At 55.4% G+C, this 18,351-nt stretch carries 17 protein-coding genes and 5 pseudogenes; 13 read left to right on the top strand and 9 right to left on the bottom strand.

The genetic code is table 11. The features are described 5' to 3' along the window. Nucleotides 1-128 precede the first annotated feature (128 nt). Nucleotides 129-386: a colicin E3-like toxin immunity protein gene (locus IBT47_RS26315; protein ID WP_200564137.1), complete on the bottom strand. Its 258-nt coding sequence runs from the start codon at nt 384-386 to the stop codon at nt 129-131. Between the two features lie 86 nt (nt 387-472). Here IBT47_RS26315 and IBT47_RS26310 point away from each other — a divergent pair. Then, a pseudogene (locus tag IBT47_RS26310) lies at nt 473-701 on the top strand (transposase); the annotation flags it as partial. Between the two features lie 508 nt (nt 702-1,209). After that, nucleotides 1,210-2,241: an IS630 family transposase gene (locus IBT47_RS26305; protein ID WP_200564135.1), complete on the top strand. Its 1,032-nt coding sequence runs from the start codon at nt 1,210-1,212 to the stop codon at nt 2,239-2,241. A 232-nt stretch (nt 2,242-2,473) separates the two neighbouring features. On the opposite strand, the gene IBT47_RS26300 is transcribed toward IBT47_RS26305, so the two are convergent. From IBT47_RS26300 to IBT47_RS26285, 4 genes are all read right to left on the bottom strand, one after another. Further along, a complete protein-coding gene (locus IBT47_RS26300; RefSeq protein WP_200564133.1) occupies nt 2,474-2,797 on the bottom strand; it encodes a hypothetical protein in 324 nt (107 codons plus the stop codon). 90 nt (nt 2,798-2,887) lie between these two features. Further along, nucleotides 2,888-3,856 carry an IS5 family transposase gene (locus IBT47_RS26295; protein WP_200564131.1) on the bottom strand — a complete coding sequence of 323 codons (969 nt, stop codon included), beginning with the start codon at nt 3,854-3,856 and terminating at the stop codon, nt 2,888-2,890. Between the two features lie 127 nt (nt 3,857-3,983). Next, nucleotides 3,984-4,286 carry a hypothetical protein gene (locus IBT47_RS26290; protein WP_200564129.1) on the bottom strand — a complete coding sequence of 101 codons (303 nt, stop codon included), beginning with the start codon at nt 4,284-4,286 and terminating at the stop codon, nt 3,984-3,986. Further along, on the bottom strand, nt 4,283-4,909 hold the full coding sequence (locus IBT47_RS26285; protein WP_200564139.1) for a ParA family plasmid-partitioning AAA ATPase: 627 nt from the start codon (nt 4,907-4,909) through the stop codon (nt 4,283-4,285). The genes IBT47_RS26290 and IBT47_RS26285 overlap by 4 nt, the downstream gene beginning before the upstream one ends. A 410-nt stretch (nt 4,910-5,319) precedes the next feature. On the opposite strand from IBT47_RS26285, the pseudogene IBT47_RS26280 reads away from it, so the two are divergent. The 6 genes and pseudogenes from IBT47_RS26280 to feaR form a co-directional block, all read left to right on the top strand. Continuing rightward, a pseudogene (locus tag IBT47_RS26280) lies at nt 5,320-5,780 on the top strand (IS1 family transposase); the annotation flags it as partial. A gap of 2 nt (nt 5,781-5,782) precedes the next feature. After that, nucleotides 5,783-5,953 carry a hypothetical protein gene (locus tag IBT47_RS26275; protein WP_200564141.1) on the top strand — a complete coding sequence of 57 codons (171 nt, stop codon included), beginning with the start codon at nt 5,783-5,785 and terminating at the stop codon, nt 5,951-5,953. Between the two features lie 291 nt (nt 5,954-6,244). Beyond that, the gene (locus IBT47_RS26270) at nt 6,245-6,715 is read left to right on the top strand and encodes a MarR family winged helix-turn-helix transcriptional regulator (RefSeq protein ID WP_200564127.1); all 471 of its coding nucleotides are present in this window, start codon (nt 6,245-6,247) and stop codon (nt 6,713-6,715) included. A 31-nt stretch (nt 6,716-6,746) separates the two neighbouring features. Then, a complete protein-coding gene (locus IBT47_RS26265; protein ID WP_200564125.1) occupies nt 6,747-8,234 on the top strand; it encodes an aldehyde dehydrogenase family protein in 1,488 nt (495 codons plus the stop codon). A 3-nt stretch (nt 8,235-8,237) separates the two neighbouring features. Then, entirely contained in the window at nt 8,238-10,178 is a 1,941-nt protein-coding gene (locus IBT47_RS26260) for an FUSC family protein (protein ID WP_200564123.1), read from the top strand. Further along, nucleotides 10,175-11,194 carry a transcriptional regulator FeaR gene (gene feaR, locus IBT47_RS26255; protein WP_200564121.1) on the top strand — a complete coding sequence of 340 codons (1,020 nt, stop codon included), beginning with the start codon at nt 10,175-10,177 and terminating at the stop codon, nt 11,192-11,194. Before IBT47_RS26260 ends, feaR begins: the two co-directional genes overlap by 4 nt. A 12-nt stretch (nt 11,195-11,206) precedes the next feature. Here the strand turns inward: feaR and IBT47_RS26250 are convergent. Next, nucleotides 11,207-11,650 (bottom strand): annotated as a pseudogene (locus IBT47_RS26250) (IS3 family transposase); the annotation flags it as partial. 511 nt (nt 11,651-12,161) lie between these two features. Between IBT47_RS26250 and IBT47_RS26245 the strand changes: the two are divergent. From IBT47_RS26245 to IBT47_RS26235, 3 genes are all read left to right on the top strand, one after another. Beyond that, complete coding sequence (locus tag IBT47_RS26245; RefSeq protein ID WP_200564117.1) at nt 12,162-13,463, top strand: FAD-binding oxidoreductase; 1,302 nt, start codon at nt 12,162-12,164, stop codon at nt 13,461-13,463. Between the two features lie 40 nt (nt 13,464-13,503). Then, on the top strand, nt 13,504-13,872 hold the full coding sequence (locus IBT47_RS26240) for a cupin domain-containing protein (protein WP_200564115.1): 369 nt from the start codon (nt 13,504-13,506) through the stop codon (nt 13,870-13,872). A gap of 326 nt (nt 13,873-14,198) precedes the next feature. Beyond that, nucleotides 14,199-14,408 carry a hypothetical protein gene (locus IBT47_RS26235; RefSeq protein ID WP_200564113.1) on the top strand — a complete coding sequence of 70 codons (210 nt, stop codon included), beginning with the start codon at nt 14,199-14,201 and terminating at the stop codon, nt 14,406-14,408. Between the two features lie 282 nt (nt 14,409-14,690). Here the strand turns inward: IBT47_RS26235 and IBT47_RS26230 are convergent, their stop codons facing one another. The 3 genes and pseudogenes from IBT47_RS26230 to IBT47_RS26220 all read right to left on the bottom strand — a co-directional run bounded on the left by IBT47_RS26230 (nt 14,691) and on the right by IBT47_RS26220 (nt 17,275). After that, nucleotides 14,691-15,257 (bottom strand): TetR/AcrR family transcriptional regulator, encoded by a 567-nt coding sequence (locus IBT47_RS26230; RefSeq protein ID WP_200564111.1) that lies wholly within the window; start codon nt 15,255-15,257, stop codon nt 14,691-14,693. Nucleotides 15,258-15,277: 20 nt separating this feature from the next. Continuing rightward, the gene (locus IBT47_RS26225; protein ID WP_200564109.1) at nt 15,278-16,483 is read right to left on the bottom strand and encodes a multidrug effflux MFS transporter; all 1,206 of its coding nucleotides are present in this window, start codon (nt 16,481-16,483) and stop codon (nt 15,278-15,280) included. Nucleotides 16,484-16,578: 95 nt separating this feature from the next. Beyond that, nucleotides 16,579-17,275 (bottom strand): annotated as a pseudogene (locus tag IBT47_RS26220) (IS1 family transposase). A gap of 486 nt (nt 17,276-17,761) precedes the next feature. On the opposite strand from IBT47_RS26220, the pseudogene IBT47_RS26215 reads away from it, so the two are divergent. Both IBT47_RS26215 and IBT47_RS26210 read left to right on the top strand, forming a co-directional pair. Further along, nucleotides 17,762-18,097, top strand: a pseudogene (locus tag IBT47_RS26215) (winged helix-turn-helix domain-containing protein); the annotation flags it as partial. Nucleotides 18,098-18,118: 21 nt separating this feature from the next. Further along, nucleotides 18,119-18,351: transposase (locus IBT47_RS26210; protein WP_200564105.1), on the top strand; the 233-nt coding region annotated here is incomplete at its 3' end.

The following is an 18,351-nucleotide window of genomic DNA, read 5'->3' as shown; positions in this document are numbered from 1 at the left end:
TAACCTCGCCGGTCTGGACGACCTGCTGAAGCAGTCGGGCTGGCGTCGTGAACCTGTGGCCGGTGACGACCCACTGCTGCACCATCTGCTGGCCAGTCGGATGTGAGTTTTCGTTCCAGCAGGGTCTGTTACCAGTCACCGTCACGGTAATCAAATGAAATCTGGTAAAGATAATGGTCCGGTTCTATCGGTCCTGAGAAAAAGGGCTGGAGTACAGCCACCCACTCAGGAAGAACGTTAAAGCCGCCGTTATTGATGTTGTTTTCAAGCGGCAGGCCCAGACGTTCGATGACAGAGCCATCATCGCCTAGGTCATCAGAGTAGTCTTCACAGATAAACCGCTCAGTAAGCAGTTCGAAGCATTCAATGCGAAGTTTGAGGCCCATATCAGCACCGGAACAGAGGTTTGTTGTGCGTGTTTCGACAGGTTATTATTTCACTAATTATATTATCAACTCATCCCGTTTAAAACCCTACGCGCGGCGAAATTGCCCATCTGGTTATCGACTCCTCCGGATTAAAAGTCTTCGGTAAAGGGGAGTGGAAGATGAAAAAACACGCTCAGGAAAAGGGCCTCGTCTGGCGGAAACTGACCTGGCTGTGGACGCAGATACCCCGAGGTTATCTGCGCTGACCTGTCCCTGAATAATGTGGCTGATGCAGAGGCATTCCCAGGACTTATTCGTCAGACCCATAGAAAAGAAATGATTTTTTCAGCATTCAATCTCATGGCGGCAGTCAAGAGGAAATAACAGAAAAACTAAATAATTTCATACTAGATGATATTCACTTATCGCTTCCTGTTTCATCTCTCGATGATGATAAGTCTGGCTTGTAAAAATTCAGACATATAACATACTTAGATGACTTTTCATTTTCTGGAAAATTAATTATTGATGATATTGAGAAGTCATAAATAACCTGGATTTAGATAAAAAAATAAACAGATTGTTACCATTCTCATTTATTTACCGTGATTTTAGGTTTGGCGGTAACGTTTTTTCTTATAGAAAAATCCCTAACAACACACCTCTTGTTTTTTGTGGAAAAACTATGAGGAAACAGGCAATGCAGCTATTGACTACTGGTATCCCTTAATGAAAAGACTAAATAGCTGTTCCGAATAATAGATCACTTTGAGGGAACTCAGCCCGGATTGTGCGATCTGATCAATCGCCAAACATCACAAATCACCAACCGGACTGAGCGATGCCGATCATAGCACCAATTCCACGCAGCGAACGACGCCTGATGCAGAAAACCATTCACAAAACTCCCGACAAGAATCATGCCCGCAGGCTTATTGCCATGCTGATGTTGCACCGGGGCGAATGTGTCAGCCATGTGGCCAGAGCGCTCTGCTGCGCCCGTTCTTCCGTCGGGCGCTGGATTAACTGGTTCACACTTTACGGCGTTGAAGGGCTTAAATCCCTGCCGCCAGGGCGCGGACGACGCTGGCCCTTTGAACAGATATGCGCCCTGCTGAAGCGACTTGTTGAACGCTCTCCCGGTGATTTTGGTTATCAGCGATCACGCTGGAGTACGGAGTTACTGGCGATAAAAATCAACCAGATAACCGGCTGTGACCTGCACCCTTCCACCGTGCGCCGCTGGTTGCCTGCAGCAGGACTGGTCTGGCGCAGAGCCGCACCAACGCTGCGTATCCGTGACCCGAACCGGGCGGAAAAAATGGCAGCGATAAATGCGGCACTGTCCCGGTGTTGTGCAGAGCATCCTGTTTTTTACGAAGACGAGGTGGATATCCATCTTAATCCCAAAATCGGGGCTGACTGGCAGTTGCGCGGTCAGCAAAAGCAGGTGGTCACGCCCGGCCAGAATGAAAAATACTACCTTGCCGGTGCGCTGAACAGTGGCACCGGGCGGGTCAGCTATGTTGGCAGCAGCAGTAAAAGTTCAAAGTTATTTATCAGCCTGTTGGTACATCTGAGAGCCAGTTACCGGCGGGCTAAGAGCATCACGCTGATCGTGGATAACTACATCATCCATAAAAGCCATGAAACCCAGCGCTGGCTGAAAGCCAACCCGAAGTTCATCGTGATTTATCAGCCGGTGTATTCACCGTGGGTAAACCATATTGAGCGACTCTGGCTGGCGCTGCATGAGACGATTACCCGAAACCATCAGTGCCGTTCTATGTGGCAACTACTGAAAAAGGTACGCCATTTTATAAAAACAGCCAGTCCGTTCCCGGGGGGCCGACATGGTCTCGCAAAAGTGTAGCGGTATTAGGATCAGCTATTTAGGGTATCACGCTTGAAAACTGTGGGTTGTCATTCTTACCAATCGTCAAATTCAGTTATTTTAGAAATATAAACTGAGACGTGGGGTGGTTTGTCAAATATGTGCGCTGGATTTAATTTGGTAGTGAAAAATGTGCGAATTCAATCAAGAAACTGAGTTGGTCCTTCAACTCAGCAAAATTTCGAACTATTAAAGAAATCCTAAGTCAGACTCAATATTCAGGCCAGTCCAGACCATTTTTAAAATCTTCATACCACTTTTTCCGCATAAAATCACTTTGACGCTCGAAACAATAAACAAAGCTTTGCAACTTATCACTTAATTGAAAGCTGTATTTGTATAATGCAGTTGACATGTATGATTGTATGGCAAATAGCTCATCAAAGAGTTCTTGACTTTCATCAAAACTTGATGCTTTTATCTGTGATATCAGTGAATGACACCTGTCTTCATAATACATAGTATGAATGCGCAGAGAGGAAGTTAGATCTCTGTACTGAATCAATTCTTTTTCCATAATTCCCCAAATATCCATCTCATTCTCCTTTGTTTTTTTTGTATCTAATCGGGGCTTTGTTGAATAAATCAGATTTGGGGCAGGCATCTTCGTAGTCGGTTGCAGTTATCAGATTATACGTACGCTTTCTGGCATGCCTCCCTTCGTCATTTTATTCAGCGCACGCACCATGGCCATAGCCTCTGCAACCTGCGCATCGTAGTCACGCAGCGTCAGCGAACCACCGAACAACTGCTTTACCCTGTACATCGCCGTTTCTGCTATTGACCGACGGTTGTAATCCGTTGTCCATTTCCACCGGGCATTGCTCCCGCTCAGCCGTTGATTGGCAACAGCACGATTGCGGGCTGCATACTCACCCGGCCAGTAGCCCGCTCCCTTTCGGGGAGGGATGAGCGCACTGATTTTCTTGCGACGCAGTTCGTCATGACATCGTCTCGTATCGTAAGCGCCGTCCGCCGCCGCTGACCTGATTTTTCGGTGGGTTTGCCGGATAAGCGCCGGGAAAGCTTCAGCGTCCGTGACGTTGTTCAGTGACAGGTCCGCGCAGATGACTTCATGTGTACTGGCATCAACAGCCAGATGCAGTTTACGCCAGATACGGCGGCGTTCTTTGCCGTGTTTTTTGACTTTCCACTCACCTTCGCCAACGACCTTCAGCCCTGTGGAATCAATCACCAGATGGACTATTTCACCCCGGGTGGGCGCTTTAAAACTGACATTCACCGACTTTGCCCGTTTGCTGACGCTGCTGTAGTCCGGGCAGCGCAGTGGGACACCCATCAGGGAAAAAATGGAATCAATAAAGCCCTGTGCGGCTCGCAGGGTCAGCCGGAATACGCGTTTAATGACCAGAACGGTGGTGACGGCAAGGTCTGAATAGCGCTGAGGCCGTCCGCGTGATGCAGGCGTTGCTGACTCATACCAGGCCTGAATCGCCTCATCATCCAGCCAGAAAGTGAGGGAACCACGATTAATCAGGGCCTTGTTGTAGTTGCACCAGTTGGTGATTTTGAACTTCTGCTTTGCCACGGAACTGCCTGCATTATCAGGATTATGCGTGATCTGATCCTCCAACTCAGCAAAAGTTCGATTTATTCAACAAAGCCGTACGGCAGTTGATAATGTATAGTAAATACTTCTGAAACTGGATAAATAACAAGTTATTAACTTAATAAGTTGTTAAATTAGCAATGCAGGTGTGCTACTTTTGCTTCGCTTCTGCTATCAGGAAGGATATCTCTGATTTAGAAAGTTTTTTTAACGCCTCTAAGCCCGCCCTGACTACATCTGAACGGTTAACTCTTGTAGAGCCTGATACCATTTCCTCACGAATTAAATCATCTATGTCTCTCAGATTTTCGTCAAAGAAAGATATGCTGACGGGCTTTGCCTTTGTTACAACCTTGTTTTTTTCTTTATGTGTACTGGCTGTATCAATACCGGCTGAACCTCCGTTGATAAATGCTGCCTCGTCACGTGGTAGTGTGTTTACGCGGTTTCTCACAGGATCACCTCTTTAACCAGCGCCTCAACTTCTTGTTGGGCTTTATCATTCTGTGTTTCAAAGATTGTCATAGATTCGGCCCAAGCATCCCTGTGTGCTTTACGATCACAAACCCGTGAGCTGGCCAGCTGCATTTCAGGAAAGTCCTTAAGGACATCGGCAGCCTGGTTTGCTTCGTTCACGAACATGTTCGTCGGGGTCATATTCAGCACCAGAAACCCTCTGACCTTCTCGTTAAAGTCTTTTGCTGCTGTAAACACTGAACAGGTATGCGGGACAACGTCTAAATCCATCTGCGATGGACGTAACGGAGAAATGAATACATCTGCAGCCATCAACCCACTGCGCATCTCAGCGCTATCGCGACCTGCACAGTCGGCAATCACGAAATCATAAGATTTTTCGTGCTCTTTAAGCATTGCCTTGATGTTACCTGTGGCTCCGGTGACCGGGATATGCGGGAGAGTTTCAGGACGGTTGTTGTACCAGGTTAACACTGACTTTTGATCATCAGCATCGACAATCAGTACCCGTTTATCGAGTGACATTAAATATGCGGCTATTGATACTGCCAGTGTGCTCTTACCAACGCCACCCTTTTGACTGCCCAGGACAATAATCATCATAGCCTCATATTAAGTTGTTAAGTTAACAACTTTATTTTGTCATTCCTGCTTTCAGAGTACAACTTAATTGTTAAGTTGTTAGGCAGTTAAATTGTTAACTATATGATTTAAAATGTAATTAAAACAAAAAGATAATAAGATAACAAGATAACAAGATAACAAGATGAAAAGATGAAAAGATGAAAAGATGAAAAGATGAAAAGATGAAAAGATAACAAGATAACAGGTTATGGCTTGGTGTCGTTGTTACTTTAAAGCGGGGAAGCCGGTCTGCGTTCTTCAGCAAAAGATTGTGCAGGGCACATTCGTCCATAATTGCATTAACGCTGAGGTATCAGAGGTGGGAAAGTGCGGTAATGCTTCCAACTTACTGATTTAGTGTATGATGGTGTTTTTGAGGTGCTCCAGTGGCTTCCATTTCCATCAGCTGTCCTTCCTGTTCAGCTATTGAAGGCGTGGTGCGTAACGGCAAAAGTACTGCCGGGCATCAACGTTATCTCTGCTCTCACTGTCGTAAAACATGGCAGCTTCAGTTCACTTATGCCGCTTCTCAGCCCGGTACACACCAGGAAATCATTGATATGGCCATGAACGGCGTTGGTTGCCGTGCCACCGCACGTATAATGGGCGTAGGTCTCAACACCATTTTGCGCCATTTAAAAAACTCACGCCGCAGTCAGTAACCTCGCGCATACAACCGGACAGTGACGTCATTGTCTGCGCGGAAATGGACGAACAGTGGGGCTACGTCGGGGCCAAATCCCGCCAGCGCTGGTTGTTTTATGCGTATGACAGGATACGCAGAACGGTGGTGGCCCACGTCTTTGGTGAACGCACCATGGCTACGCTGGAGCGTCTTCTGAGCCTGGGGTGCTCGCGGGACTGGGCATCGCCGAGGCCACGCTGATGTCGATGGCCATGGCTTCGCAGCAGTGCTCACTCGGATCCACGGCGGCGCTGCTGGGCGGGCTGCAACTGGTGATCTCCTCGGCCGCCACACCGCGAGCGGGCGTGCTGTCCGAGCGGAGGGCATTGAGCTGACTGGTATTCCTCACGTTCATTGGTGTGGTCGTCCTGGTGCTGACCCACTACAGCGCCAGGCACAATCCCCATGACGGCCACGGACTGACCGGGCATTGACCCACATGCCCAGCTCTCCTCCAGGGAACTAGGCATGGCCCATTGCCCTAACTACGGTGGTTAGTCTTGCCCCTTCGCTGGTGCCTTAGCTCAGCAACAACCGCCTTTATCGAACGCTTTTATCTGACCTGAGTTGCATAGGTTATTTTTTCACAATATGTTAGGGTGGCTATTTAATAGGAAGGCTATCATATGAATCGTGAAGCATTGCTGGAAGAAGTCGGGATGCAGCTGGTCCTGCTGGCGCGCCTGTATCGCCAGGAACTGGATAAAGCCCTCAAGCCCTATGGCCTGACGGAGACGGCGGCACTGCCCATGCGCTACCTCGCGCGCTTAGGCGAGGATGTCCGGCAAGGGCGCCTTACCGAAATCCTCAACATCGAAGGTCCGACGCTGGTGCGCACGCTGGACCAACTGGTCGAGTGCGGCTTGGTCGAGCGCGAGGCCGACCGTTCGGACCGGCGCGCCAACGTCGTGCGGCTGACGCGGGAGGGAAAACGCCTGCACCAGTCTATGCGCCTGGCGTTGCAGGTCGTCCGTGAAACGCTTTTTCGCGATGTCTCTGATGCAGAGGCCAAGACCACTTTGAAGGCGTTGAACGCGCTTCAACGCAATCTCGATCCATCCAGGGTGGAGTTGTCCACCAGCTTGTCACACCAGTGATTTCAGCCCCTATTTGAAAAGGAATCTTGTCATGGCTACGATTTCATTACTGCCCCAGGTTCAGGCTTTCCTGGCACGCCAGCACGGCCACTACATCGACGGCGCTGCCGTCGCCGGCGCGGGCCAGCGCATCGTGGTGGTCAACCCGGCCACCGGCACGCCGATCGCCAGCATCGCCGATGCCACCGACGCCGACGTCGATGCCGCGGTTGCTTCCAGCCTCAAGGCCTTCCACGGCGACTGGGCGCGCACCCCACCGGCCGAGCGCGGCAACGTGCTGCTGCGCCTGGCCGATCTGCTGCTCAAGCACCGCGAGGAACTGGCGCAGATTGAGACCAGCCAGTCCGGCAAGACGATCCAGATCTCGCGTGCCTTCGAGGTCGACCAGGCGGTCGGCTTCCTGCGCTACTATGCCGGCGCAGCCACGCGCATCAACGGCGAGACGATCAGCCCGTCGCTGCCCTCGTTCAACGGCGAACGCTACAGCGCCTTCACCCGGCGCGAGCCGGTCGGCATTGTGGTCGGCATCGTGCCGTGGAACTTCTCGATCCTTATCGCGGCGTGGAAGTTCGGTTCTGCCCTGGCCACCGGCTGCACCAGCATCATCAAGCCCAGCCAGTTCACGCCATTGACGCTGCTGCGCATCGCCGAACTGGCGACCGAGGCGGGCGTGCCGCCGGGCGTGCTCAACGTGGTTAGCGGCGGCGGCAACGCCGGGCGGCAACTGATCGCCCACGACGGCACAGCCAAGGTCAGCTTCACCGGCTCGGTGCCGACCGGTATCGCTGTGGGCCGCAGCGCGCTGGAAGCCAAGCTGACCCGCGCCACGCTGGAGTTGGGCGGCAAGAACTCGGTGGGCTTCCTGAAGGACGTGGATGCGGACAAGGCCGTGGCCGGCATCCTGGAAGCGGGCTTCATCCACCAGGGCCAAGTGTGCGCGGCCGGCGAGCGCTTCTTCCTGCACCGTTCGCGCATCGACGAGACGCTGGAGAAGCTGTCCAAGGCGCTGGCCGATCTGCGCATCGGCGATCCGCTGGATGAGGACACCCAGTTCGGCCCGCTGTCCAACAAGGCGCATTTCGACAAGATCAATCAGTTCTTCGCCCAGGCGCGCAGTGAGGGCAACACCATCGTCTACGGCGGCCAGGCGCTGGAGCGCCCCGGCTACTTCGTCACTCCGACTGCGATCCGCGTGAACAACGCGCAGGCCCGCCTGCTCAACGAGGAAACCTTCGGGCCGATCGGCACCTTTCTGGCCTACGACGACGAGGAGGAACTGCTCAGCCTATTCAATGACACGCCCTACGGGCTGACTGCCAGCCTGTGGACCAACGACCTTGCCAAGGCGCTGAACTTCGTGCCGCGCATCGAGGCCGGCACGGTGTGGGTCAACATGCACACGCTGCTCGACCCGGCGGTGCCGTTCGGCGGCGTCAAGGAGTCGGGCATCGGCCGCGAGTTCGGCTCGGCGTTCATCGAGGACTACACCGAACTCAAGTCCATCATCATCCGGCACTGAGCGATGACCACCAGGGGACGGCTCTGGCAGCAGCGCGACCGCTCACGGATCGACCAGACCCTGCGGCTGGCGACGGCCGCAGGGTTGTCGTTCGCGATCGCCGCATCGCTGTATGTGGAGAACGCCTACTGGGCCGCAATGCCGGTGTGGGTGGTCACCCAGGCCACGCGCGGGGTGCTGCTGGGCCGGGCCGCCTACCGCATCGCCGGCACGCTGTGCGGTGCGTCGCTGGGCTTTGGTGTGCTGCATCTGCCGGTGCCGGAGCCGGTGCCGTTGCTGCTGGCGGCACTGGCGATCGGCCTGTGCGCGGGCGCCTCGCATCTGCAGCCGGGCGTCAGCGCCTACGGCAGCATGATGGCGGCGATCACGACGGCCGTGGTGGTGGTGCCTTCGGCACTAGATCCGAGTGCATCCATGCACCTGGCGGTCGAGCGGGTCGAGTGCACGCTGATCGGGGTCGTGGTCACCACGTTGGTGATGGCGTTCTGGACTCCGCCCTCGGCCCGTGAACAGTTCTACCGCAGCGTGCGCCAGCTCGCCGGCAATGCCCTGGAACTGGCCGGCCGTGTCGTCGCCCATGCCTCCGACCGCACCGACATCGAGCGGCGCATTCTTATCGAGTTCGGTGAACTGGAAGCACGCTCTGCGCTGGTCGTGGCCAGTTCGCGAGATGGCCGCCAGCGCCAGCGCCATGTCGATGCGCTGGTGGTGGCGACCCTGGAAGCGATGGCGGCCGCCTATGCGCTGGCTGCGCAAGTGCGTCGCGGGTTCCGGGTGCCGGAGGCGCTAACGGCGGAACTGGCGGCCGCCTCGGCGTCCACGCCGACCGGCGCGGCTGGTTGTTTTTCCGAACCCGCAGAATCCCCTGAGCGGGAGGCCACGGCACCGCACGCGCATCCGGCCGCCTTGCGCCTGAGCCATGCCATCGAGCGAATCACCCAGGCTGAGCGGGAACTGTTTTCGCGCCAGGGCGACGCGGCCGCGCAAGGCGGCGAGCCGGCACCGCTGGATGCACCGCGGGATTGGGCGCTGGCCTGGCAGACCGCACTGACCACCGGCGTGGTGGCATTGCTGGCCGTCAACCTTGTGCATGTGCTGGCCACGCCGCTGATCGTACCGATGGCGATGGCGCTGTGCATCTTCTCGATCGTGCTGGGTTCGCTGCCATTGCCGCAGCAGATCGCGCCGGTCCTGTTCGCCGGGGTCTGCGCCGGCGTACTGGCATCGATCGTCTACCGGCTCGGGCTGCAGCCGCTGGCGGCCACGCCTGCGTTGCTGGTACTGAGCGTGCTGCCATTCATCCTGGTCGGAGCCTTTGCCCGGACGTATCTGCGCACTGCGCTGGCGGCCATCGACGCCAACATGTGCTTCATGCTGGCCAGCCAGGCCGGCCGCCCGGCCGCTCCGGCCGAAGTCGTCTGGGTCGAATCCGCGACCATGCTGCTGGGCACCGCGATCGTCAGCAGCGGCTACCTGCTGCTGCCGCGACTGCCGCACAAGCGCGCCGCCGCCGCCGCGCAGAACATCCGCCGCGATCTCGAACGCCTGCTCGACGCCGCGCCGGCAAGCGTGTGGCAGCCCCGCGTGCACCGGCAGATCCTGCGCCTGATGGTGCATCTGGGCCGCGCCGGCCAGTTCGGCGAGCAGATCCCGCGCAGCCTGCTGGCTGCCCTGAACCTGGGCCACGCCATCGTCCTGCTCAAGGGCCAGGCCCTGACCGGCGACGAGACGGCGCGCCGGGCGCTGCGTGCCCTGCGCTCGTTCGCGACGCAGCCACGGCGGGTCGCCGCTGTACTGCTGCGGTTGGCAGACTCCGCCGATGCCGGGACCCATACGCCGCTGCACATGACTGCCGACGCCCTGACCAACTGCGAAGACCTACTGCGGCTGGCCGGTGGCCTAACCCCATCACCTGGTCATCGACCAGACAGAAGGATGCAATGACCATGATCCCGCGCAACTGCCAGACTTCCGACATCGCCACCTGGAACTCCTCGCTGCAGCAGATCTGCGGCGCATTTAACGCGGTGCCGGCCAATGCCCCCGGCCTGTTCATCGGCGATATCGTCTACCGCGAACTGGGCGGTGTCGGCTTCAGCCTGATACGCACCAACGCGGCACGGCTCACCGGCGAGCCACTGCCCCGGCTAAAGGCCTCGACACCATTGTGCTACTTGATCTCCCAGGTGCAGGGCGAGAGTCTGATCCGCCAGCACGATGCCACCATTGCGATGACGCAGGGTGACCTGGCACTGCTGGAAACCACTTGCGCTTGCGAGATCACCACCAGCGGTGTGATAACTCATGCCTCAGTATATATTCCAGAAGCCGCCTTGCGGCAGCGACTCCACCATGAGGGATCGCTGTTCCGCAAGATCGACAACCGCACGCTGAGCGGGCGGATACTTAGAGATCTGGTGAGGCATACTTGCCAGGAGTATCTGGAAGAGTTCCGTGAGTTAGAACCCCATGACTCCCCCCTCGCCGAAGTGCTACTGACCCTCCTGAGCGCTGCCTGGCAACGCTCGCCGGTGGCTTCCGGGCAGGAAATGGCATCCGCCGGGCGCTGGCTGCGCGCGCAGACATTCATCGCCGCCCATCTGCACGACCTCCACCTTGGCCCGGATACGCTCGCCAGCCACCTGGGCATTTCGCGCAGGCAGGTGCACCGCCTGTTCAAGAACACAGGCACCTCGCCGGCCCGCTACATCCAGCAGGCTCGCATGTCACGCGCCCTGCACAGTCTGAAAGATCCGGCGTTTGCCAACACAAGCATCACTGACGTGGCCTATCTCTGGGGCTTCTTCGATTCGGCGCATTTCAGTCAGGCCTTCAAGAAGGCGTATGGCGTCACCCCGAGTGCCTATCGCAGGTCACGCCACGGGTCGCGATCACAACACGACCTCCAGCCGTTACTTCCCCCCGGGGGCGGGGGCGTCTCTTTAAAAGGGAAACTGTAGTGGTCCAGTCATTTAGGACACAGGCAGAGGTTCTTTTTGCATTTGTCTTTCTTTTTCTGCGGGCGACAGCCCGCTGTTGTACTTGTGTGGTCGTATCCTGTTGTAATAACCACTCAGATATAACGATACATCTCTCTTCGCTTCTTCTGTACTACAGTAACCTTTGTGGGGGAGCCATTCCGTTTTCAGACTTCGGAACAGCCTTTCTGTTACTGCGTTATCCCAGCAGTTGCCTTTCCGGCTCATGCTGGCTGTCATTCCATACCTTGCACACGTCGCACGGTAAGAGTGACTGCTGTACTGCGTACCCTGATCGGAGTGGAACAGGATACCTGATGGACGACCACGGTTGTGCCAGGCGACTGTCAGAGCATGCTGTGTCAGCTGACTGTCCGCCGTCATTGAGAACGCCCAGCCAACCACTTTACGCGCGTACAGATCCAGCACTACAGCAACGAGTTCAGCACATTCACGCTTGAACTCGGGGGTAAACGTTCTTCCACTCATCGTGTCACCTCTCTGGTTATTAACTTTATAACCTCTGAGAGTGTCCGAATCTATTAGACCACTACATCGGCTTTACCTGGCGGGATGCGCCGCCGCCTTCGAGCATGGTTGGGTGTCCCTGCACCAGGTGCTGGCCACCCGTCCCGATGGCGATTTACGCAGTGGAAGCATTCGTGGCGCGCAATCGGAGTATCCGTTCCGGCGCGACGGTTTCCATACCGGTGCAATAGCGTCATGAGTTGCCTATGTCCGCCTCATGTGCTTCAGAGATGAGGTCGCTGGCGATCAACTAAGCGGTACATCGTTGCGCGTTTACGCCAGAGTGCAATCGAAAGAATCTTTGCGATGGCACAAATTCAAAAGTCGGCCGTCACTCTTATAAAAGACAGTAGAGTTGCGGCCGTGAGTTAATCAGGTCAACAGTCATTTTGTTCGAGAAAACAGGCAAGAAGGACAGACAATGCATGTGGACGAAACGCCGACCTACTACACGGCGACCAAGAAATACGACTTGAGCTTCCCGTCCCTGGAAGGTGATATCGAAGCCGATGTGGTCATCATCGGCGGCGGCTTCTCAGGCATCCACACGGCGCTGGAACTGGCCGAGCACGGCGTGACCAACGTGGTGGTGCTGGAGGCCAAGTACCTGGGCTTCGGCGGCACCAGCCGCAACGGCGGTCAGGTAATGGCCGGCATCGGCCACGATCTCGACGCGATCAGGAAGGACGTCGGAGTGGAAGGAGTCAAGGCCATCTTCGCGCTGAGCGACGTGGGTCCGCAGATCATGCGCGAGCGTATCGCCAAGTACAACATCGATGCCGATTTCCGCGGCGGCTATGGCTACATGGCCTACAACGGTCGCCAGGCCAAGACGCTGCGAGGATGGGAGAAGGCGTTCAAGTCGCTCGGCTCTCCCTACGAGATCCGCTATCTCGAAGGCTCCGAAGTCCAGCAGATCATCGGCACCAACGTATACAAGGCCGGCTTGTTGCACATGGGCGGTGGCCAGGTGCATTCGCTCAATCTGCTGCTGGGCGAAGCCAAGGCCGTCACCGAAGTCTACGGGGCGCGCATCTTCGAATACAGCCCGGCACTGGAGGTGAGCTACGGCAATCAGGTCGTGGTCAGAACCGCCAAGGGCAGCGTGAAGGCGCAGAAGTTGGTCTGGGCCGTCGATGGCTTCAACAACCACATCGAGCCCGAACTGCACCGCAGCACGATCAACGTCTATGCCTTCAACTCGGTGACCGAGCCGCTGAGCGATGAGTTGATCAAGCGCATCAGCCCGATCCGCGGTGCCTATAGCGACATCAGCCCGGTCATCAACTACTACCGCATCACCAACGAGAACCGGCTGATGTTCGGCTCGGCCACGCAACTGATTGAACGCATTCCGGAAGACCTCAAGGCGTGGAACAAGCGCCTGCTGCTGGAGATCTTCCCCTACCTCAAGGACGTCAGGATCGACCTGGCCTGGGGCGGATCGATGGCCTCCTCGGTCAACCTGTTTCCACAGGTCGGCACGTTGCAGGACAAACCGAACGTATTCTATGTCCAGGGCTACTCGGGCTTTGGCGTCACGCCCAGCCAGATCATCTGCAAGATCTTGGCTGAGGGCATTCTCGGCGGGTCGGATCGCTACCGACTGATCAGCTCCATCCCGCGCACGGGCATCCCCGGCAAGGACCACTACCGCGCGCTGCTGGTCAGCCTCGGCAAGGCGCTGCACCAGACCACCGGCTATTGGCATGGGCGCCGTTAAGTCCCAGCCATCCTTCATTGCAAAAAGCGAGGACACCATCATGAGTCTTACCATCATCAAGCAAGGCACCACACTCTCGGAACTCGACTCCTGGGGCAGCCTCAAGGACATCGGGGCGGAAATCCTCGAAGGCGGCGACGTCCAGGCCTTCGGCAAGTTCACCCACGGCACGCCGAACGCCCCGATCGGAGCTGCCTACTTCGGCACCTCCAAGGGCAAGTTCCGCCTGGTCTACCCGTTCAGCGAGCAGGCCACGCTGGTGCAGGGCGAAGTCCGCATCGCCGACGAGTCCACCGGCCAGACCACGCTGTTCAAGGCGGGCGATTCGTGGTTCGTCACCAAGGGCACGTCCACCGTCTGGGAAGTGCTCAGCGACGGCTTCGTCAAGCACTATCTCTCGTTCGCCTGAATCCGGAGAGGGGCGCCGGACGATGCCTCGGGATCCGGGGCCAACTCCTTTTTGTGCAGGCAGGTGCCCCGGCGTGATCCCGGCAGGGTGAGGTGTGTCCTTTTTTCGTGAATCGTCCGGGACGAGATGACGCCTCCGAGACGCCAAGGAGATCCGTCATTAACCAGGTACTGAAATCCTCTTCAGTACCTTTTTGCTAGTTTCCCCTCCTGCCGTTCCGCACCCCGGAACCGCCGGGTTATGGGAAACAGGCCGGGTTCGGCATCAGTTCTGACAATTCTGTTACACTATGCGGCCATTTTTTTGTGAGCTGAGATGAGGTAATTATGGATGTAAATGCTGATATTGATCAGAAGTGTCGTGACAAAATGATGGTTATGTTTCTGTCTGAGATTGTGAACCGAATGGGCGTTGTTGAAGCGGGCAAGATCTTCCGCAATCTGGATGCCACGGTAGGTGAAGAAGAAGATGAAAGTATGCGAACTCAACTCATAGCATACATTGGTATGGTAAGAGAGGGGTACATGAAAGGCTAATAGATATTTATTTTCAGTAAATTAACATGGAAGATGGCACCGCATAAAATGGATTTATATGGTCAAAAAATTCGCTGCATTCACCGGTATAAATTCCGCGTACAAACATGACGCACATCCGGCCCCGATCTTCTTCTGCCTCCGGAACCGAAAACGTCCCTGCTTTTCCGTTCGTTAACGCGGTGACTGCATGGTTCAAAATACAACCACCTAAGTACGTAGCTATGTGCACAAAATAAGAAAGGTTGCCATGAAAGGCAACCTTGAGGTCCGCAGGAGCATTTAACCGCGCTCAGTCCTGTTTAGGGACGCGTGAAAGATAAACCAGAGTGCCTCACGTCTTGCCTCTGCTGCAGTCGCCGAGGCGTACAGAAGTTCCACGTGCACGCTGTCAACTATCCCCAGATAGGCATTCGCCCACAGCGTTTCACGCAGACTAACTTCCGGCGACAAACCGGAAACAAAGTGTGCTCTTACCTTATTCAGGAATTCTCCGTATCCCTCCTGAACGGTGCCGCGCAGCTCTTCCGGCGGAATGAAAGCCGTGCGCAGCAGGAAGCGCAGGCGCGCAGAATCCTGATACCGGCCGCTTACGTTCGTCAGGTAGGTTTCACCGGAACATTCATCGCGGCTAAAACACTCGTCAACGAACGCACCTTCTTTTTCCACCGCTTCAGTGAAAGCCTGAAGAAACAGCTCTTCCTTATTTTTAAAATGAGAATATATCGTCGCTTTCCTGATGCCGACGCCTTCGGCGATGGTGTTCAGGGAGCCCGCATCAAACCCCTTTTCAGCAAAATGGAGGACAGCGGCGTCCACGATCTTTTGTGCTGAGGAAGAAATAGTCATTAAACCGAACCTTGTCTCTGTCAGTGCGCTGACGTGTATTCTATATCATCTTTCGCCCACCGGATGCTCAGCAGGGTCAGAAGAACGACGACGGCACCACAGAACACCAGGAACGCCAGCCAGTGTGAACTGCCGTGCGCAGAAAGCCATCCGGCAACCGGCGTGGCGGCGGCTGACAGGCCCAGCTGGAGTGCGCCCAGCACTGCAGCTGCTGAACCGAGCGCGGTTTTCTGCGTGGACATCGTCATTGACATCAGCGTGGCTTCAGCAATACCCAGGCCAAACATGGCAATAAACATGCCGGCAACCACGCCGGGAAGGCCAAGACCGCTCGTTCCGGAAAGCCCCGCGACCACCGCACCTGCCGCCATTGCCAGCACACCACGGAGGGCCACTTTGGGGACGGACTGAGTGTTGACCCAACGACCGGCGGTGACGGCGCCAAGCAGAACGGCAATGCCCGTTCCGCCAAATACCAGGCCGAACGTGTCAGGCGTTAAGCCGTAAGACGTCTGGTAAATGATGGAAGCTCCGCCGATGTAGACAAAAAGGAAGAAAAACGCGGCAGAAAGCGACAGTGCCGGAAGCATATAGTCGCGATCGGTGAGCAGGCGGCCGTAGGTTTTCAAGATCGCCGCCGGGCGAAGCGGCTGGCGCTTCTCTGCCGGCAGACTTTCCGGCAGGTTGAACCAGGTATTGATAAACGCAAACAGTCCCATCAGCGCCAGTACCAGCATAACGGCCTGCCAGCCCGCGAAGGCATCCACAAAACCGCCGATTGCCGGTGCCAGCACCGGAGCAAGTCCCTCAATGGTCATCAGCAGAGCGAACAGCTTCGCCGCCTGCGTGCCCGATGAGAGATCCCGCACCATGCTGATGGCCACGACGAGCGTCATTGATGCCGCCATGCCCTGCAGGAAGCGCGCGTACAGCAGCATGTTGATGGTATCAGACCAGGAAGCCCAGACTGAACAAACGGTGAACACCAGAATAGCCGTCAGCAGAGGGACACGCCGGCCCAGTGCGTCGATGATCGGGCCGCAGACGAGCTGTCCCAGCCCCATTGCCAGCAGAAATACGGTCAGCGTCAGCTGGATCTGCGTTGGCGAGGCGTTGAGCTCTTTGGCCATGTCAGGCAGGGAAGCCAGGTACATGTCGATAGCGGATGGTCCGAGTACGGTGATAATCGCCAGCGATACGGACAGACGTAAAAATGAATTTTTCATGATGAATTTTTATCAGCTAAAAGGGACCGAGATAGTAAGCTACCTACCGATAGGTAGCAAATGATTTCAGCACGGATTTTGGTAATAACTTCAATTTACTGATAGTGATTTATCGTCAGGTAATATCCGATAACTTTGTCATGCAGTTCCACCGATTTTGAGAACGACAGCGATTTCCTGCCCAGCCGGGCCAGATGCTGCCTCAGGTTCAGGTTATGCCGCTCTATTCGCTGCGTGTAACGCTTGCTGATGACGTGCAGCTTTCCCTTTAGCCGTGATTCATACAGCGGCCAGCCATCTGTCATCCATACCACTACATCAAAGGCCGACAGCAGGCTCAGAAGACGCTCCAGCGTCGCCATAGTGCGTTCGCCAAAGACGTGTGCCACCACCGTTCTGCGTATTCTGTCATACGCGTAAAAAAGCCAGCGCTGCCGCGACTTAGCCCTGACGTATCCCACTGTTCGTCCATTTCAGCACAGACGATGACATCACTGCCCGGTTGTATGCGGGAGGTTACCGACTGCGGTCTGAGTTTTTTAAGTGCCGTAAAACCGTGTTGAGCCCGACGCCCATAACGCGTGCAGTCGCCCTGCATCCGACGCCATTCATAGCCATATCAATAATTTTCTGATGTGTACCGGGCTGAGAGGCTGTGTAAGTGAACTGGAGTTGCCATGTTTTACGACAGAGAGAGCAGAGATATCGCTGATGGCTGGCAGTGCTTTTACCGTTACGGACGACACCTTCTGTAGCGGAGCAGGAGGGACAATTGATGGAAATGGAAGCCACGGGAGCACCTGAAAATTACCATCATACACTAAATCAGTAAGTTGGTAGCATTACCTAAGTTGCGGAAGATCGGTGTTTTTGTAGGGCCGCATTATAATATACCCGTGATCATTGAAAATGCTTGATTTCATGCTGTCAGGGGATGATGTTCAAACAATGAACATCAGACTCACGCCTGAACAGATTGCAGCCCTTGAGGCTCAGCACCGCCTAAGTCGTGACCGTCGTGTCTGCGACAGAATTCGCAGCGTGCTTCTTTCTGCTCATGGCTGGTCAACGCCATTATTGCGCAATCTCAGCTTATCCATGAGACCACTGTTCTGCGCCATATCGCGTATATCTTGATAAAGACAAACTGACATGTGGAAACAGTGACTCAAAGGAGCAAATCAGTTCTGCGCACTCGGCAGAACTGATTTGTTTGCTCAGCGCTGATGTCCACGTGAGCACAGCCAGTATCGTTGCCCTTGTGAGGACTCGTTTCGGGGGGCTTACTCCATTCCCGGTATGGACAAGTGGCTCCACCGGAATGGTTTTTCATGGAAAAAGCCGACTGGCGTCCCGCATAAACTCAGCGAAGAAAAACAGCAGCAGTTCATTGCTGAATATGAGGCTCTCAAGCGCACTGCGGGTGATAAAGAACCCATCCTGTTTATGGATGCGAAGCTTCCCACTCAGTCAACGAAACTTAGTTGTGGCTGGATACACCGGGGTGAGCGCAAACTGGTTAAAACTACCGGCAGCCTTACACGGATGAATATCATCGGGGCACTCAGCCTGAACGACATCGCACGGACTGTGACCTGCGATTGGCTTTGTTGAATAAATCGAAATTTTGCTGAGTTGAGGGATCAGATCACGCATCCTCCCGACAACACAGACCGTTCCGTGGCAAAGCAAAAGTTCAGAATGACAAACTGGCCCACCTACAACAAAGCCCTTATCAACCGTGGCTCCATGACTTTCTGGCTGGATGATGACGTTATTCAGGCCTGGTATGAATCAGCAACGCCTTCACCACGGGGAAGGCCTCAGCGCTATTCTGACCTTGCCATCACCACTGTCCTGGTGATTAA

Origin of the sequence: Erwinia sp. S43, assembly GCF_016624745.1 — a bacterium.
In the GTDB taxonomy this organism is placed as follows: Bacteria; Pseudomonadota; Gammaproteobacteria; order Enterobacterales; family Enterobacteriaceae; genus Erwinia; species Erwinia coffeiphila.
This window is presented reverse-complemented; position numbering and strand designations above follow the sequence as displayed.

Excerpts from the sequence above, each read along its gene's own strand:
- IBT47_RS26315 (WP_200564137.1), bottom strand. The coding sequence starts at position 386 with ATGGGCCTCAAACTTCGCATTGAATGCTTCGAACTGCTTACTGAGCGG.
- IBT47_RS26305 (WP_200564135.1), top strand. The coding sequence starts at position 1,210 with ATGCCGATCATAGCACCAATTCCACGCAGCGAACGACGCCTGATGCAG.
- IBT47_RS26265 (WP_200564125.1), top strand. The coding sequence starts at position 6,747 with ATGGCTACGATTTCATTACTGCCCCAGGTTCAGGCTTTCCTGGCACGC.
- feaR (WP_200564121.1), top strand. The coding sequence starts at position 10,175 with ATGACCATGATCCCGCGCAACTGCCAGACTTCCGACATCGCCACCTGG.
- IBT47_RS26285 (WP_200564139.1), bottom strand. The coding sequence starts at position 4,909 with ATGATTATTGTCCTGGGCAGTCAAAAGGGTGGCGTTGGTAAGAGCACA.
- IBT47_RS26240 (WP_200564115.1), top strand. The coding sequence starts at position 13,504 with ATGAGTCTTACCATCATCAAGCAAGGCACCACACTCTCGGAACTCGAC.
- IBT47_RS26260 (WP_200564123.1), top strand. The coding sequence starts at position 8,238 with ATGACCACCAGGGGACGGCTCTGGCAGCAGCGCGACCGCTCACGGATC.
- IBT47_RS26235 (WP_200564113.1), top strand. The coding sequence starts at position 14,199 with ATGGATGTAAATGCTGATATTGATCAGAAGTGTCGTGACAAAATGATG.
- IBT47_RS26225 (WP_200564109.1), bottom strand. The coding sequence starts at position 16,483 with ATGAAAAATTCATTTTTACGTCTGTCCGTATCGCTGGCGATTATCACC.
- IBT47_RS26245 (WP_200564117.1), top strand. The coding sequence starts at position 12,162 with ATGCATGTGGACGAAACGCCGACCTACTACACGGCGACCAAGAAATAC.
- IBT47_RS26300 (WP_200564133.1), bottom strand. The coding sequence starts at position 2,797 with ATGGATATTTGGGGAATTATGGAAAAAGAATTGATTCAGTACAGAGAT.
- IBT47_RS26270 (WP_200564127.1), top strand. The coding sequence starts at position 6,245 with ATGAATCGTGAAGCATTGCTGGAAGAAGTCGGGATGCAGCTGGTCCTG.
- IBT47_RS26230 (WP_200564111.1), bottom strand. The coding sequence starts at position 15,257 with ATGACTATTTCTTCCTCAGCACAAAAGATCGTGGACGCCGCTGTCCTC.